19 protein-coding genes are annotated in these 13,737 nt (G+C 73.8%); 13 read left to right on the forward strand and 6 right to left on the reverse strand.

Annotated elements, in window-relative coordinates; translation table 11 throughout:
- The first annotated feature begins 27 nt into the window (after positions 1 to 27).
- Genes WCD74_RS06945 through WCD74_RS06960 form a run of 4 tightly spaced genes read left to right on the forward strand, consistent with a single transcriptional unit; the run spans position 28 to position 3,917 of the window.
- A complete protein-coding gene (locus WCD74_RS06945) occupies positions 28 to 954 on the forward strand; it encodes an ABC transporter permease (RefSeq protein ID WP_337694096.1) in 927 nt (308 codons plus the stop codon).
- On the forward strand, positions 947 to 1,885 hold the full coding sequence (locus WCD74_RS06950; protein WP_337694097.1) for an ABC transporter permease: 939 nt from the start codon (positions 947 to 949) through the stop codon (positions 1,883 to 1,885). Before WCD74_RS06945 ends, WCD74_RS06950 begins: the two co-directional genes overlap by 8 nt.
- 5 nt (positions 1,886 to 1,890) lie before the next feature.
- Positions 1,891 to 2,913, forward strand: coding sequence for an ABC transporter ATP-binding protein (locus tag WCD74_RS06955; protein WP_337694098.1), 1,023 nt, complete (start codon positions 1,891 to 1,893; stop codon positions 2,911 to 2,913).
- Entirely contained in the window at positions 2,910 to 3,917 is a 1,008-nt protein-coding gene (locus WCD74_RS06960) for an ABC transporter ATP-binding protein (protein WP_337694099.1), read from the forward strand. Before WCD74_RS06955 ends, WCD74_RS06960 begins: the two co-directional genes overlap by 4 nt.
- A 26-nt stretch (positions 3,918 to 3,943) precedes the next feature.
- On the opposite strand, the gene WCD74_RS06965 is transcribed toward WCD74_RS06960, so the two are convergent.
- A complete protein-coding gene (locus tag WCD74_RS06965) occupies positions 3,944 to 4,411 on the reverse strand; it encodes a GNAT family N-acetyltransferase (protein WP_337694100.1) in 468 nt (155 codons plus the stop codon).
- A 57-nt stretch (positions 4,412 to 4,468) separates the two neighbouring features.
- On the opposite strand from WCD74_RS06965, the gene WCD74_RS06970 reads away from it, so the two are divergent.
- Genes WCD74_RS06970 through WCD74_RS06980 form a run of 3 tightly spaced genes read left to right on the forward strand, consistent with a single transcriptional unit; the run spans position 4,469 to position 6,353 of the window.
- Entirely contained in the window at positions 4,469 to 5,146 is a 678-nt protein-coding gene (locus tag WCD74_RS06970; RefSeq protein WP_337694270.1) for a maleylpyruvate isomerase family mycothiol-dependent enzyme, read from the forward strand.
- Positions 5,143 to 5,994, forward strand: a complete 852-nt coding sequence (mshB, locus tag WCD74_RS06975) for an N-acetyl-1-D-myo-inositol-2-amino-2-deoxy-alpha-D-glucopyranoside deacetylase (protein ID WP_337694101.1) — start codon at positions 5,143 to 5,145, stop codon at positions 5,992 to 5,994. The genes WCD74_RS06970 and mshB overlap by 4 nt, the downstream gene beginning before the upstream one ends.
- Positions 5,991 to 6,353 carry a hypothetical protein gene (locus tag WCD74_RS06980; RefSeq protein WP_337694102.1) on the forward strand — a complete coding sequence of 121 codons (363 nt, stop codon included), beginning with the start codon at positions 5,991 to 5,993 and terminating at the stop codon, positions 6,351 to 6,353. The genes mshB and WCD74_RS06980 overlap by 4 nt, the downstream gene beginning before the upstream one ends.
- A gap of 51 nt (positions 6,354 to 6,404) precedes the next feature.
- Here WCD74_RS06980 and WCD74_RS06985 read toward each other — a convergent pair whose 3' ends face one another.
- Positions 6,405 to 7,004: a hypothetical protein gene (locus tag WCD74_RS06985; RefSeq protein ID WP_337694103.1), complete on the reverse strand. Its 600-nt coding sequence runs from the start codon at positions 7,002 to 7,004 to the stop codon at positions 6,405 to 6,407.
- Between the two features lie 29 nt (positions 7,005 to 7,033).
- Here WCD74_RS06985 and WCD74_RS06990 point away from each other — a divergent pair, with 29 nt between their 5' ends.
- The 4 genes from WCD74_RS06990 to WCD74_RS07005 all read left to right on the forward strand — a co-directional run bounded on the left by WCD74_RS06990 (position 7,034) and on the right by WCD74_RS07005 (position 9,717).
- On the forward strand, positions 7,034 to 7,879 hold the full coding sequence (locus tag WCD74_RS06990; protein WP_337694104.1) for a hypothetical protein: 846 nt from the start codon (positions 7,034 to 7,036) through the stop codon (positions 7,877 to 7,879).
- A 187-nt stretch (positions 7,880 to 8,066) separates the two neighbouring features.
- Positions 8,067 to 8,387, forward strand: a complete 321-nt coding sequence (gene fdxA, locus WCD74_RS06995) for a ferredoxin (RefSeq protein WP_337694105.1) — start codon at positions 8,067 to 8,069, stop codon at positions 8,385 to 8,387.
- On the forward strand, positions 8,384 to 9,478 hold the full coding sequence (gene dapC / locus WCD74_RS07000) for a succinyldiaminopimelate transaminase (RefSeq protein WP_337694106.1): 1,095 nt from the start codon (positions 8,384 to 8,386) through the stop codon (positions 9,476 to 9,478). Before fdxA ends, dapC begins: the two co-directional genes overlap by 4 nt.
- Positions 9,478 to 9,717 (forward strand): zinc-ribbon domain-containing protein, encoded by a 240-nt coding sequence (locus WCD74_RS07005; protein WP_337694107.1) that lies wholly within the window; start codon positions 9,478 to 9,480, stop codon positions 9,715 to 9,717. Before dapC ends, WCD74_RS07005 begins: the two co-directional genes overlap by 1 nt.
- Here the strand turns inward: WCD74_RS07005 and WCD74_RS07010 are convergent.
- A complete protein-coding gene (locus WCD74_RS07010) occupies positions 9,695 to 10,027 on the reverse strand; it encodes a DUF86 domain-containing protein (RefSeq protein WP_337694108.1) in 333 nt (110 codons plus the stop codon). The genes WCD74_RS07005 and WCD74_RS07010 overlap by 23 nt on opposite strands.
- Complete coding sequence (locus tag WCD74_RS07015; RefSeq protein ID WP_337694109.1) at positions 10,020 to 10,403, reverse strand: nucleotidyltransferase domain-containing protein; 384 nt, start codon at positions 10,401 to 10,403, stop codon at positions 10,020 to 10,022. The genes WCD74_RS07010 and WCD74_RS07015 overlap by 8 nt, the downstream gene beginning before the upstream one ends.
- Positions 10,404 to 10,538: 135 nt before the next feature.
- On the opposite strand from WCD74_RS07015, the gene WCD74_RS07020 reads away from it, so the two are divergent.
- Complete coding sequence (locus WCD74_RS07020) at positions 10,539 to 10,913, forward strand: hypothetical protein (protein WP_337694110.1); 375 nt, start codon at positions 10,539 to 10,541, stop codon at positions 10,911 to 10,913.
- A 45-nt stretch (positions 10,914 to 10,958) separates the two neighbouring features.
- Here WCD74_RS07020 and dapD read toward each other — a convergent pair whose 3' ends face one another.
- Positions 10,959 to 11,939 carry a 2,3,4,5-tetrahydropyridine-2,6-dicarboxylate N-succinyltransferase gene (gene dapD, locus WCD74_RS07025; RefSeq protein ID WP_337694111.1) on the reverse strand — a complete coding sequence of 327 codons (981 nt, stop codon included), beginning with the start codon at positions 11,937 to 11,939 and terminating at the stop codon, positions 10,959 to 10,961.
- Between the two features lie 26 nt (positions 11,940 to 11,965).
- On the opposite strand from dapD, the gene dapE reads away from it, so the two are divergent.
- Positions 11,966 to 13,021 carry a succinyl-diaminopimelate desuccinylase gene (dapE, locus tag WCD74_RS07030; RefSeq protein ID WP_337694112.1) on the forward strand — a complete coding sequence of 352 codons (1,056 nt, stop codon included), beginning with the start codon at positions 11,966 to 11,968 and terminating at the stop codon, positions 13,019 to 13,021.
- Between the two features lie 75 nt (positions 13,022 to 13,096).
- On the opposite strand, the gene wrbA is transcribed toward dapE, so the two are convergent.
- Positions 13,097 to 13,723, reverse strand: coding sequence for an NAD(P)H:quinone oxidoreductase (wrbA, locus tag WCD74_RS07035; RefSeq protein ID WP_337694113.1), 627 nt, complete (start codon positions 13,721 to 13,723; stop codon positions 13,097 to 13,099).
- Between the last annotated feature and the right edge of the window lie 14 nt (positions 13,724 to 13,737).

The following is a 13,737-nucleotide window of genomic DNA, read 5'->3' on the forward strand; positions in this document are numbered from 1 at the left end:
GTCTCGTCGGAGTGTCTGGGAGGACCGATGGGCCGCTACACCCTGCGGCGCCTGCTGCAGCTCGTCCCCGTGTTCCTGGGGACCACCCTGATCATCTACTACCTCGTCTGGGGCCTGTCCGACGATCCGTTCGCGGGCAAGTGCGGCCAGCGGGAGTGCCCCGCGTCCTACGTCGCCACCATGACCGAGCGGCTGAACCTCGACGACCCGGTGCTCCTCCAGTGGCTGAAGTACCTGGGCGGACTGCTCACCGGTGACTTCGGCCGGACGTTCAGCGGCAACGAGGTCTCCGAGCTCATCGCGAACGCCGCCCCGATCTCCTTCCGGCTGGCGCTGGTCGCCGTCGTCATCGAGATCGTCATCGGCATCACCGCCGGCCTCGTCTCCGGCCTGCGCGGCCGGGGCTACGTGGACTCGCTGATCCTGGTCTCGACGCTCTTCCTGATCTCGCTGCCGGTGTTCGTCACCGGCCTCGTCGTCAAGCAGGTCTTCGGGGTGGAACTGGGCTGGATCCGGACCTCGGTGCCGCCCGACCCCACGATCCTCGACCTCTTCGTGCCCGGCCTGGTGCTCGGCAGCCTCTCCATGGCCTTCGTGGCCCGGCTGACCCGCACCAGCCTCATGGAGAACGCCCGCGCCGACTTCGTCCGGACCGCGGTCGCGAAGGGCCTGTCCCGACGGCGGGTCGTGCTGGCCCACATGCTGCGGACCTCGCTCATCCCGGTGGTCACCTTCATCGGCACCGACCTCGGCGCCCTCATGGGCGGCGCCGTCGTCACCGAGGGCGTGTTCAACATCCGGGGGCTCGGCGGGCTCGTCTTCACGGGCATCCAGCGCCAGGAGCAGACTCAGGTCGTGGGCGTCGTCGCCCTCCTGGTGATCATCTACCTCGTCGTCAACCTGATCGTGGACCTGCTCTACGCGGTCCTCGACCCGAGGATCCGCTATGACTGACACGCTGCGTCAGGAACCGTCCCTCGCCGGACACGACGACGGGGCCGTGGTCAGCCCGCAGGCCGAGTCCGGGCTCTGGTCGGACGCGTGGAAGCAGCTGCGGCGCCGGCCCCTGTTCATCGTCTCCGGGATCGTCATCGTCGTCCTGCTGGTGATGGCGCTGTTCCCCTCGCTGTTCACCGGCGCCGACCCGACGTTCCAGGTGCTGGACCGCTCCGGGGAGGCGCCGTCGGCCGGCTCCTGGTTCGGCCGCGACCTCTTCGGCCGCGACGTCTACGCCCGGGCGATCTACGGCGCGGGCCCCTCGCTCGCCGTGGGGCTCCTCGCGAGCCTCGGCACGGTGCTGGTGGGCTCGCTGGCGGGCCTCACCATGGGCTACTTCCGGGGGCTCACGGACTCCGTGATGTCCCGCATCGCCGAGATCTTCGCGGGCATCCCGTTCGTGCTCGGCGGCATCGTCATCTTGACGAGCCTCAACAAGCCGGGCGAGATCGTGGGCTCCACGCGCCTCGTCGTGCAGGTCGTCCTGACGATCGTGCTGCTGTCGTGGCCGCTCGCGATGCGCATCATGCGGGCGGCCGCCCTGGCCTCCTCGCAGCAGGACTACGTCAAGGCGGCGCGCGCGCTCGGCGCCGGGCCGCTGCGGATCATGTTCCGCCACATGCTGCCCAACTGCCTCGCTCCCGTGCTGGTCTACGGCACGATCCAGCTCGGCGTGTTCATCGGCGCCGAGGCGACGCTGTCCTACCTCGGCATCGGCCTGAAGGACCCCGTCGTCTCGTGGGGCGTGATGATCTCCGAGGTGCAGGCGCGCATCATCCAGATGCCGCACGCCCTGTTCTTCCCCGCCGCGTTCCTGGTGGTCACCGTCCTCGCCTTCGTGATGATGGGGGACGCCCTGCGCGACGCACTCGACCCGAGAGGACGGTGACCGGCATGGCTCCGCTGTTGGAGGTCGACGACCTGCGCGTGGAGTTCGGCAGGGGCGCCGACACCGCGTCCGTGCTGAACGGCGTGAGCTACCGCGTCGAGGCGGGCGAGACGCTCGCGGTGCTCGGCGAGTCCGGGTCGGGCAAGAGCGTCACGGCCCAGACGATCATGGGCATCCTGGACACGCCCCCGGGGCGGATCACCGGCGGGGCGGTCCGCTTCAAGGGCGAGGAGCTCCTGGGCGCGGACCGGGAACGGCGCCGGCTGCTGCGTGGCGAGTCGATGGCGATGATCTTCCAGGACGCGCTGTCGGCGCTGAACCCCGTCTACACCGTCGGGGCCCAGATCGCCGAGCAGTTCCGGTTCCGGCGGGGGATGTCGAAGAAGGACGCGATGGTGCGGGCGGCCGAGCTGCTCGACCAGGTGAAGATCCCGAACGCGTCGCAGCGGGTCCGGGAGTACCCGCACCAGTTCTCGGGCGGCATGCGCCAGCGCGCCATGATCGCGATGTCGCTCGCGCTCGACCCCGAGTTGCTCATCGCCGACGAGCCGACCACCGCGCTCGACGTGACGGTGCAGGCCCAGATCATGGAGCTGCTCGACGAGCTCCGGCGCGAGCGGGACATGGGGATGATCCTGATCACCCACGACCTCGGTGTCGTCGCCGAGGTCGCCGACCGGATCGCCGTCATGTACGCGGGCCGGATCGTCGAGGAGGCGGACGCGGCCACGCTCTACGCCCATCCCGCGCACCCCTACACGCGCGGCCTGATGGCCTCGGTGCCGCGGCTGGACTCCTCGCGCGGGCAGCTCGACCCGATCCCGGGCCTGCCGCCGTCGCTGACGAACATCCCGCCCGGCTGCCCGTTCCACCCGCGGTGCGCGCACGCGGAGGACCGCTGCCGCACCGAGGTGCCGGCGCTGCGCCAGCTCGACGACCCGGCCGCAGGCCCGGAGGGCCACCGCGCCGCGTGCCACTTCGCCGAGCGCTTCGTGGCCGCATCCCCCGAGGAGGTGCTCACGCCGTGAGCGATCCCATCCTGTCCGTGCGCGACCTCGTCAAGCACTTCCCGATCACCCGGGGCGTCCTGTTCCGGAAGACGATCGGCCAGGTCCACGCCGTCGACGGCGTCTCGTTCGACCTGCACCCGGGGGAGACCCTCGGGGTGGTCGGCGAGTCCGGCTGCGGCAAGTCGACCCTCGCCCAGGTCCTCATGCGCCTCGAGCCCCCGACGTCGGGGACGGTCACCTTCGACGGCGAGGACCTGTTCGCGAAGTCGGGCGCGGCGCTCAAGGCGTGGCGCCGCGACATGCAGATCGTGCTGCAGGACCCGTACACCTCGCTGAACCCCCGCAAGACGGTCGGCGACATCGTCGGCGAGCCCTTCGAGATCCACCCCGAGGTGGCCCCGAAGGGCGACCGCCGGCGCAAGGTGCAGGAGCTCCTGGAGGTGGTCGGCCTCAACCCCGAGCACATCCGGCGCTACCCGCACCAGTTCTCCGGCGGTCAGCGCCAGCGCATCGGCATCGCCCGGGCCCTCGCGCTGCGCCCTCGGGTGATCGTCTGCGACGAGCCGGTGTCGGCCCTCGACGTCTCCATCCAGGCCCAGGTGATGAACCTGCTCGGTGAGCTGCAGACGGAGTTCGGGCTCTCGTACATCTTCATCGCGCACGACCTGGGCGTCGTGCGCCACCTCTCCGACCGGGTCGCCGTGATGTACCTCGGCAAGATCGTCGAGACCGGGGACAGCGAGTCGATCTACGAGCGGGCCACGCACCCCTACACCCAGGCGCTGCTGTCCTCGGTGCCCGTGCCCGACCCGTCGTTGCGGGGCAAGCGGGAGGTCATCCGGCTGACCGGCGACGTGCCCAGCCCGGCCGACCCGCCGTCGGGATGCCGCTTCCGCACGCGGTGCCCGAAGGCGGAGGCGATCTGCGCCGAGCAGGAGCCGCCGCTGGTGCCGGGTGGGTCGAGCGACCACCCGTCGGCGTGCCACTTCGCCGAGGTGCGGCAGATCCTGCCGGTCGCGTGACCGACGGGGGTGGGGCCCTCGCGGCCTCACCTCCCGTCGAGCGACTTCGCCATCTGCTGGGCGGTGACCGTGAAGCCGGCCGACCGGTACAGGGCGATGGCGGCATGGTTGTCGCCGAGGACGTTGAGCCCGAGCCGGGCCGCGCCGAGCCCGCGGGCGAGGGGTTCGGCCGCCTCCATGACCGCCCGCCCGTGACCCTGCCCGCGCTCGTCCTCGGAGATGCGGAGGTCGTAGAGCCAGAGCATGTCGTCGGCGTCCTCGGAGGGCCCCAGCCACACCTGCCCGACCACCCGGCCGTCGTGCTCCGCGGTGAGGACGTGGTGACCCGGGCCCGGCCCGCCGTCGGGAAGGAGCCGGCCGAGGTCCTCCCGTGCCTTGCGGCGCGCCGCCTCCGCCGAGCGGGACCGGCGCAGCGACTCGACGTACTCGCGTTCCTGGCGCTCCCGGAAGTGCTCGAACTCGGCGTCCGTCATCGGCCGGAGCGTGATGTCCATCCGGTGAGCATGACGCCGCCCGCAACCCGAACCAGGGTGTCCGACCCACCTGGCACGATGATCGGCGTGGACCCGATCGAGGAGTGGGGCGGGGCCCAGCGGCGGGTGATCGCGCTGCTGGCGAACGCGACCGAGGAGCAGGTGGGGCGTCGGGTGCCGGCGTGCCCGGACTGGACGGTGCGCGACCTGTTCAGCCACATGGTCGGGCTCGGGTCGGACGTCGTCGCCGGCGACGAGCCCGACGACCACAACGCGGCGTGGACGGCCCGGCAGGTCGAGGCCCGCCGGGACTCCTCGGTCGCGGAGCTGATCGCGGAGTGGGAGGCCACGGCCGAGCCGTTGCAGGCGTGGATGCGCGAGCACGGACCGCGGCCGCTCGGCGACGTGATCATCCACGAGCAGGACCTCCGCGGCGCCCTGGGCGTGCCCGGCGGCAAGGACTCAGCGGGGGTCGCGGCCATCCGGGACCGGTTCGCGCCCCGCGTCGGCGCCCGCCTGCCGGAGGGGACCACGCTGGGTCTCGTCGGGCGGCACTGGTCCTGGGCGTCCGACGGGGGAGACCCGGAGCAGGCCGACGTCGTGCTGCACGCGGACGAATTCGAGCTGCACCGGGCATGCCTGGCGCGGCGCTCGGCCGCCCAGCTCCGCTCGTGGACCACGAAGGGCGACGTGGAGCCGGTCCTCGGCGCCTTCGCCACGCTCGGGGACCTCCCGGAGGAGGACCGGAGCGAGTGAGCCGCCTGGTGCTGGTCCACGCCCACCCCGACGACGAGACGATCACCTGCGGCGGGCTGATGGCCCGGGCGGTCGACGCGGGCTGGGACGTCACGCTGGTCACCTGCACGCTGGGGGAGCTGGGCGAGGTCATCCCGGCGGAGCTCCGCCACCTCGAGGGGTCCGACGAGCTCGGGCCGTTCCGGGAGAAGGAACTGGCCGCCGCGTGCTCCGCGGTCGGGGTGACCGACCACCGACTCCTCGGCGGGCGGGGCCGCTGGCGCGACTCGGGCATGGTGGCCACCGGTGAGGGCATCCGGGCCGCCGCGCCCGCCGACCTCGGTCCGGGGGCGTTCGCCGTGCGCGCGGACGTCGACCTGCAGGTCCACCAGCTCGTCGAGGTGCTGGCCGAGGCCGAGCCCGACGTCGTCGTCAGCTACGACGCCTCGGGCGGCTACGGCCACCCCGACCACGTGCGCGCCCACGAGATCACCGGCGGCGCCGTGGAGCGGATCGATCCGCTCGGGGCCCGCGTCGCGCTCTACGCGACCGCGGCCGCCCACGACGAGGTGGCGCGCGGGCTGGACGCGCTGCGCCGACGGTCGTGGCTGCCGCTGCCCGTGCCGCCGGTCGAGGACCTCCCGACGGTGCCCGACGACGCGGTGACCGTGCGGATCGCCCTCGGCGCGGCCCGGGTGCGCAAGCTCGCGGCGCTGCGGGCGCACGCGACGCAGATCGGCGTGCACGACGACGGGTCCGAGCCGCCGGCGTTCGCGCTGTCCAACGGGCTCGCGCAGCCGGTGACCGCCTCCGAGGGGTTCGTGCTCCTGCGGGGCCCCGACGGCGGTCTCGCGGCGCTGTCGGCATGAGGGTCGCGGTCCTGGCCGTGGTGCTGCTGGACGTGGCGCTGCTGGCGCTGACCGAGGTGGCGTGGCTGACGCTGCAGGTGGGGACGGTGCCGCTCCCGGTCTCGATCCTCGTGGCGGCCGTGACCACGCCGCTGGCCGTCCGGGTGGTCGACCGCTGCTTCCCCGGCTCGCGGGTGGTGTTCGCACCGCTCGTGGTGTGGACGGTCGTGGTGGTGGTGTTCGGCTTCTGGAGCCCCACCGGCACCGGGACCTTCCCGCCGGACTGGCGCCCGCTGGTGCTCGTCGCCTCCGGGCTGTTCCCGGCGGTGTGGGTGGCGAGCCGCCCGGTGGGGGCCGACTCGACGCCGAGTGCGACGTAGCGCAGGTCCCGGAGCCGCCGGACCTGCGTGACGTCGCACTCGTGGGACGGCTCAGCGCCGCCGGTGCTCCGCCCCGGACAGCCCGATCAGTGTCCACACCGCGGACACGCCGAGCAGCGCCACCGCGAAGGCCGCGATGTTCGGCGCCAGGTCGATGTCGATCCGGCACGCCGCGAGCAGGGCGACCGCGACGACCATGCCGAGCACCCCGTCCGCCACACGCACCGACCGGGGCGGGGGCGGCGGCCGGCGGGCCGAGGCCGCGGCGGCCGCCGCCCGCGGCCCGGGAGCGGCGCCGTCGACGAGCGGGGCACGATCCCCGTCGTCGGGAAGGAGGCGGCCGGGACGGCGCGGCAGGCCCCCGGCGACGAGCTCGTCGACGGCCGCGCCGAGCCCCGCGCGCGAGCTGCGCACCGAGCGGGTGCCGTGGACGAAGGTGCGGCGGCCGTCCGCGGAGTGCTCGGCGTACTCGACCTCCCACTCGTCGAGGCCCTGCACCGGGCGGAAGAGCAGCCGTCGCTCGCGCCGGCCGGACGCCGGGAACCACCACGAGACCGCGCCGCCGCGCGTCGAGCCGTAGTGCGCGCCGAGCGCGGCCAGCTGCGGCCCGACCTCGGCCCGCACCGCGTTCGACCGGATCCCCCCACTCATGCGGTCCACTGTGACCCGGAGCACGCGGTGTGACCACCCCGCCGATCGGGCAAGAGGGCGGCATGGCCGCCGTCTCCGACCAGTACATGATCAGCGTGCTCCGCCCGTTCGTCGCGGCGACGGGGCCGGTGCTGGGCGGACTGCGGGACGCCGACCCGTTCCGCCTGGGCAAGCTCGCGCAGCGTCGTTCCCTCGAGCTGGAGGGACCGCCGCGGGAGGAGCCGCCGGCCACGAACCGCCGGCAGCGGGTCGGCCGGTTCGTGCGCCGGGTGCGGGGCCGGGCGCTGGACCGCCTGGCCACGTCACGGCTCCCCGGCACCCCGCGCTGGGCGGTGATGAGCCCCGAGGAGCGCGACCACTGGTGGGTCGGCCGGGTCGGGCGCTTCACCTCCGCGATCGCGGCGTTCCCCGGGATCGGCGGGGCGCTGGCCCGGCGGCTGCCCGTGTCGGACATCCTCGGGCTGTCGGCGCAGGGCCTGGTGATCTGCGCGATCGCGGGCGAGCACGGCATGACCGGCCGGGACGAGCAGGTCCGGTTGCTCGCCGCGGTGCTCTTCGACCGCGACCTCGACCCGCAGGGCGACGCCCACGACGCCCAGGTGGAGCGCGACGCCGCGGACCTCACCGGCGACCTCCACCGGGAGCGCTCCGGGGACGGCCGGCTGCGCGCCCTGGCCCGGGCGGTGTGGCGCATGGGACGCTCGCTGTTCGCGCTGCACGACGAGCTGGGCCGCCGGCCGCAGGGCCGCTGGGCCTGGCGCACGCTCGCGAACCTGCCGGTGGTGGGGGCGCTCGGGGCCTACAAGTCCGAGCGCTCCGGGCTGAAGCGTGCGGCGCGACGGGCGGCCGCGTGGGTCGCCCGCGAACACGGGTAGCCGGGACACGGCCCGCGACGGCGGCCCGACCGACTGTGGCCGCCGACACGTCGTGGCACTCCCGACCCGCCCGGGCGCGACGCGCCGCCGAACGGAATACTGCGGGAGCGTTTCATCGCCGTGTGCGGGCCGACCACCACCGGCCCGGTGGTGACACCCACAGCTGAGGTAGGGAGCAGGAGCCGACGTGACGTACGTGATCGCCGAACCGTGTGTGGACGTGCTCGACAAGGCGTGCATCGAGGAGTGCCCCGTCGACTGCATCTACGAGGGCGGGCGGATGATGTACATCCACCCGGACGAGTGCGTCGACTGCGGTGCGTGTGAGCCGGTCTGTCCGGTCGAGGCCATCTACTACGAGGACGACGTGCCGGACCAGTGGTCGGTCTACACCCAGGCCAACGTCGACTTCTTCGACGAGCTGGGCTCGCCGGGCGGGGCCTCCAAGGTCGGCAAGGTCGACCGGGACGCCGGCCCGGTGCCGAGCCTGCCGCCGCAGGGCGAGTGAGTCCGGGCCTCCCGGCCCTTCCGGACTTCCCCTGGGACAGTCTCGCCGCGGAGACGGCGACGGCGCGGTCGCACCCCGACGGCGTCGTCGACCTCTCCGTGGGGACGCCGGTCGACCCGGTACCCGCGGTCGTCGCGACCGCCCTGCGGGAGGCCTGGAACTCACCGGGCTACCCGCAGACCCACGGCACGCCCGGGCTGCGGCACGCCGTGGTCGACGCCCTCGGGCGTCGCTACGGCGTGACCGGGCTGGAGCCGGACGCGGTGCTGCCGACGATCGGCTCCAAGGAGCTGGTCGCCTGGCTGCCGACCCTGCTCGGGCTGCGCGGGACGACCGTCGCCATCCCGTCCCTGGCGTACCCGACCTACGAGGTCGGGGCGCTGCTGGCGGGCGCGACGGCGGTCCGCGTTCCCGACGACGAGCCGCTGCCGCGCGACACGCGGCTGGTGTGGCTGAACTCGCCGTCGAACCCGACCGGCCGGGTCCTCCCGGTGGAGGCGCTGGCCGCGCGGGTGGCCGAGGCGCGGTCGGTGGGCGCGGTGGTGGCCTCGGACGAGTGTTACCTGGGCCTACCCGGCCCGGGCTCCGACCCCGTGTCCGTGCTCGACCCGCGGGTGCACGGCGGGTCGCTCGACGGCCTGCTCGCGGTGCACTCGCTGTCGAAGACCTCGCAGCTCGCGGGCTACCGGGCGGCGTTCGTCGCGGGGGATCCGGCGCTGGTGTCGGGCCTGCTCGCCGTCCGGAAGCACGCCGGGATGATCGTGCCGCGCCCGGTGCAGGAGGCGATGACGGCGGCGCTCTCGGACGACCTGCACGTCGCCGAGACCCGGCAGCGCTACGACGCCCGCCGCGCCCTCCTGCGCACGGCGCTGACGCGCGCGGGCTTCGGTCTCGACCACTCCGAGGCCGGCCTCTACCTCTGGGCCACCCGGGGCGAGCCGTGCCGGACGACCGTGGCCTGGTTCGCCGAGCGCGGCATCCTCGTCGCGCCGGGGGAGTTCTACGGGCCCGACGGCGGGCAGCACGTGCGGGTCGCGCTCACCGCGTCCGACGAGCGCATCGAGGCCGGCGCGGCCCGGCTGGGCACCTGATGCTGATCTTCGGGACGCGCCGGACCGCCCGGCAGCTGGCGGTGCTGATGCTGACCTGCCCGCAGGGACACGCGGCGGCGCACACCGTGACCGGGCTCGTCACGCGGTTCACGCTGTTCTTCGTGCCGACCTTCCGGGTGCGCACCCGCCACGTCGTGCAGTGCACGCTGTGCGGGCTGTCCGGGGACGTGTCGAAGGAGCGGGCGCAGGAGCTGGTCACGCAGGCCGCGAGCACGTGACGAGCCGGTAGCCGGAGAGGCCGACGGCGCGGCCGAGGCGGTCGGCCAGGGCGGGGTCGAGGACGCCTCGCCGCCCGAGGACCCGGACGGCCTCGGCGTTGGTGCCGGGCGCTCCCCACGACTCGGAGGCCGCCAGGTGCTGGGCGATGTCGACGCAGCCCTCGATCGCCGTCACGAAGGCGTACTTGATCCCGCGCAGCCAGGCCTCGTCGGACCGTCGGCCCTCGTCGGCGTCGGCCTCGCGGTCGAGGAACGCGAGGTCCGCCCGGATGGACCGCAGGAGCGCCAGGACCCGTGCCTCATCAACCACGCAGGACGCTCCGGCGGAAGTCCTCGTCGGCCCGCTGCATCCGCGGCAGCTCGTCGAGGAAGATCTTGCGGGTGGTCGCGGTCCAGCGGACCCGGGCCACGGGGTCGTCGTCGAACAGCAGCACGCCGTGCATGGCGACCCGGCCGGCCAGCAGCAGCGGCGCGTCGTCGAGGACGAGGAGGTCGACATCCGCCGGGAGGTCGACCTCGAACGCGGGAGGGGCGTGCTCGCCCCACCAGCCGGCGACGTCGACGTCGGAGTCCGGATGGTGCGTCCCGGCCGCGCGACTCCCGTGCAGGAAGCCGAACCGTGCGCCCGCCGACCGCAGGGCCGCGACGATCCCGGCGCGGCGCTCGTCCAGAAGGGCGTCGGTCACGACGACGAGTGTGGCACCGCCTCCACCCGTGGGTGGAGGCCGAGGTGGGGCCCACGGACCGACGATCGTCCGGCCCGACCCGCGCACGCTTCTCCCGGACCGAACGGCGGTTCACCAAGACGTGAGGAGGAGATCGTGGACGAGGCGACGACGAGGACGTCCGGGCTGCGCAGGCGACTCGTGCGGGGCCTGCTGGCGACGGTGATCGCGGCCGGGGGAGTCGGACTCGTGCCGGGCACCGCCCTCGCCATGCCCTGCGCGGACTGCAACTCCCCGAGCGGGAACGGGTGGAGCGTCGAGGAGAGCGGGGGCAACGGGTTCGAGGTGTCGGGGTTCCCGTCGATCCCCACCGGTGAGCGCCCCGAGCACCCGAGGATCGTCACGGTCCTGGAGCCCAACGAGAACCCCGCGGACCTCGGACCCTGCGCGCCGGGGCAGGTCTGGAAGGGCACGGTCGTGCGCTACGACCAGGACGGGGACGTGCTCTCCGCGACGCCGGTCTGCGCCTGACGCGGTCCCGACGGTGGGTCCGGCTGCCGGACCCACCGTCGGGGCTCAGTTCTTGTGCAGCGCGGAGTTCAGCTCGACCGTCGCGCCCTCGGAGCGCGGCAGCGCCTCGACGGCACCGGAGGTGGAGTTCCGCCGGAACAGCAGCCCGGAGCGACCGGAGAGGTCGGCGGCCTTGACCACGTTCCCGTCGTCGAGCGAGACGCGGGTGCCCGCGGTGACGTAGAGCCCGGCCTCCACGACGCAGTCGTCGCCGAGGGAGATCCCGATGCCGGCGTTGGCGCCCAGCAGGCAGCGCTCGCCGATCGAGACGACCTCCTTGCCGCCCCCGGAGAGCGTGCCCATGATCGACGCGCCGCCGCCGACGTCCGAGCCGTCCCCGACGACGACGCCGCCCGAGATCCGGCCCTCGATCATCGACGCACCGAGGGTGCCGGCGTTGAAGTTGACGAAGCCCTCGTGCATCACGGTCGTGCCCTCGGCGAGGTGCGCGCCGAGCCGCACACGGTCGGCGTCGCCGATGCGCACGCCGGTGGGGATCACGTAGTCGACCATCCGCGGGAACTTGTCGACGGAGTACACGGTGACCGGCCCGCGGGCCCGCAGTCGTGCACGGACGCGCTCGAACCCCGGGACCGGGCACGGCCCGTGGTTGGTCCAGACGACGTTGGCGAGCAGGCCGAACAGGCCGCTCAGGTCGACGCCGTGGGGCCGCACGAGGCGGTGCGAGATCAGGTGCAGTCGCAGGTAGACGTCGTAGGCCGACGCGGGCGGGCCGGTGAGGTCGGCGACCGTGCGGACCGCCACGACCTCGACGCCCCGGTCCTCATCGGTGCCCAGCGCGTCGACCAGCGACGGCTCGAGCTCACCGGCGGGCACGACGACGGTGCCGGGCTCGGCGGCCATGTCGTCGGCGTCGGAGGACACCTCGGGCAGCGGGTACCAGGTGTCGAGGACGGTGCCGTCCAGGGCGACGGTCGCGAGGCCGAGTCCGACGGCCCTCGTCGGGGCGGTGTCAGCGGTGCTCATCGCCGACCAGCCTAGTCTGGGTCGTCGTGCGCATCGATCTCCACGCCGACCCCGTCGACCTGACCGCCGCGCTGGTCGACGTGCCGTCGGTCTCGGGGGAGGAGAAGACGCTCGCGGACGCCGTCGAGGCGGCCCTGCGCGGGCACGACCACCTGGAGGTCGTGCGCTCCGGCGAGGCCGTGCTCGCCCGCACGCTGCTCGGGCGCGACCGGCGCGTGCTGCTCGCGGGCCACCTCGACACCGTGCCGATCGCCGACAACGTGCCCTCGCGGCGGGTGGGCGACCTGCTCTACGGCTGCGGGACCTCGGACATGAAGGCCGGGGTCGCGGTGATGGCCCACCTGACGGCGACCCTGCGCGAGCCCGCCCACGACGTCACCCTCGTGCTCTACGACTGCGAGGAGATCGAGGCCGCGCGCAACGGGCTGGGCCGCATCGAGCGGACGCTGCCGGACTGGCTCGACGCCGACCTCGCGGTCCTCGGGGAGCCGACGTCGGGCCTCGTGGAGGGCGGCTGCCAGGGCACGATGCGCGCGGTGCTCACGCTGACCGGCCGGCGGGCGCACAGCGCGCGGTCCTGGCTGGGCGACAACGCGATCCACGCCGCGGCGCCGGTGCTCGAGCGGCTCGCGCGCTACGAACCGCGCGTGGTCGACATCGACGGCTGCGTCTACCGCGAGGGACTGCAGGCGGTGCGGATCGACGGGGGCGTCGCCGGCAACGTCGTCCCGGACCACTGCGCGGTGACGGTGAACTTCCGCTTCGCCCCGGACCGCTCGGTGGAGCAGGCCGAGGCGCACGTGCGCGAGGTGTTCGACGGGGTGGACCTCGAGATCACCGACCGCTCCCCGGGCGCGCTGCCGGGCCTGTCCGCCCCGGCCGCCGCGGAGTTCGTGGCGGCCACGGGCGAGACGCCGGTGGCCAAGTACGGCTGGACGGACGTGTCGCGGTTCTCCGCACTCGGCATCCCCGCCGTGAACTTCGGCCCGGGCGACCCGAACCTCGCGCACACCCGGGACGAGCACGTCGACGTCCGGCGCATCACGGCCGGCACGGCGACCTTGCGGCGGTACCTGACGTAGCTCCGGGAACGGACGAACGGGTCGTTCGTCACGCAAGAAGGTGACGAACGACCCGTTCGTGCGGATCGAGCGGTGTCAGCTGGCGGCCAGCGCCGCGTCCCGGCCCGCCAGCAGCTGGGCGGTGACGCCCGCGACGCGCTCCCCGGCGAACCGGGCGGCCTGGCGGGTCTCGTCGGCGATCGGGATCGAGCCCTGCCCGTCGACGTGCGAGACGCCGTACGGGTTGCCGGTCGCGAACATGACCGGGTCGGTGTAGCCCGGCGACACGATGAAGCCGCCGAAGTGGTGGATCGTGTTGTAGAGCGCCAGCAGCGTCGACTCCTGGCCGCCGTGCGCGGTCGAGCTCGAGGTGAAGCCCGAGTAGACCTTGTCGGCGAGCAGGCCCTGCGCCCACTGCGGGCCGAGCTGGTCGATGAACTGCTTGAGCTGCGCGGCGACGTTGCCGTAGCGCGTCGGCGACCCGAAGATGACGGCGTCCGCCCACAGGATGTCGTCGGCCGTGGCGTCGGGCACGTCCGCGGTCTGCTCGCGGTGCGCCTTCCACTTCTCGTTCGAATCGATGGCGGCCTGCGGGGCCAGCTCCGCGACCGACCGCAGCCGGACCTCGGCGCCCGCCTTCTCGGCACCCGCGGCGTACTCCTGGGCCAACTGGTGGATCGTGCCGGTCTGGCTGTAGTAGATGACGGCGACCTTGGTGGCCATCGGAAATCCTTCCC

It is taken from the genome of Actinomycetospora aurantiaca, from assembly GCF_037401875.1.
Lineage (GTDB): Bacteria > Actinomycetota > Actinomycetes > Mycobacteriales > Pseudonocardiaceae > Actinomycetospora > Actinomycetospora aurantiaca.

Excerpts from the sequence above, each read along its gene's own strand:
- WCD74_RS06945 (WP_337694096.1), top strand. The coding sequence starts at position 28 with ATGGGCCGCTACACCCTGCGGCGCCTGCTGCAGCTCGTCCCCGTGTTC.
- WCD74_RS06950 (WP_337694097.1), top strand. The coding sequence starts at position 947 with ATGACTGACACGCTGCGTCAGGAACCGTCCCTCGCCGGACACGACGAC.
- WCD74_RS06955 (WP_337694098.1), top strand. The coding sequence starts at position 1,891 with ATGGCTCCGCTGTTGGAGGTCGACGACCTGCGCGTGGAGTTCGGCAGG.
- WCD74_RS06965 (WP_337694100.1), bottom strand. The coding sequence starts at position 4,411 with ATGGACATCACGCTCCGGCCGATGACGGACGCCGAGTTCGAGCACTTC.
- WCD74_RS06970 (WP_337694270.1), top strand. The coding sequence starts at position 4,469 with ATGATCGGCGTGGACCCGATCGAGGAGTGGGGCGGGGCCCAGCGGCGG.
- WCD74_RS06980 (WP_337694102.1), top strand. The coding sequence starts at position 5,991 with ATGAGGGTCGCGGTCCTGGCCGTGGTGCTGCTGGACGTGGCGCTGCTG.
- WCD74_RS06985 (WP_337694103.1), bottom strand. The coding sequence starts at position 7,004 with ATGAGTGGGGGGATCCGGTCGAACGCGGTGCGGGCCGAGGTCGGGCCG.
- WCD74_RS07005 (WP_337694107.1), top strand. The coding sequence starts at position 9,478 with ATGCTGATCTTCGGGACGCGCCGGACCGCCCGGCAGCTGGCGGTGCTG.
- dapD (WP_337694111.1), bottom strand. The coding sequence starts at position 11,939 with ATGAGCACCGCTGACACCGCCCCGACGAGGGCCGTCGGACTCGGCCTC.
- wrbA (WP_337694113.1), bottom strand. The coding sequence starts at position 13,723 with ATGGCCACCAAGGTCGCCGTCATCTACTACAGCCAGACCGGCACGATC.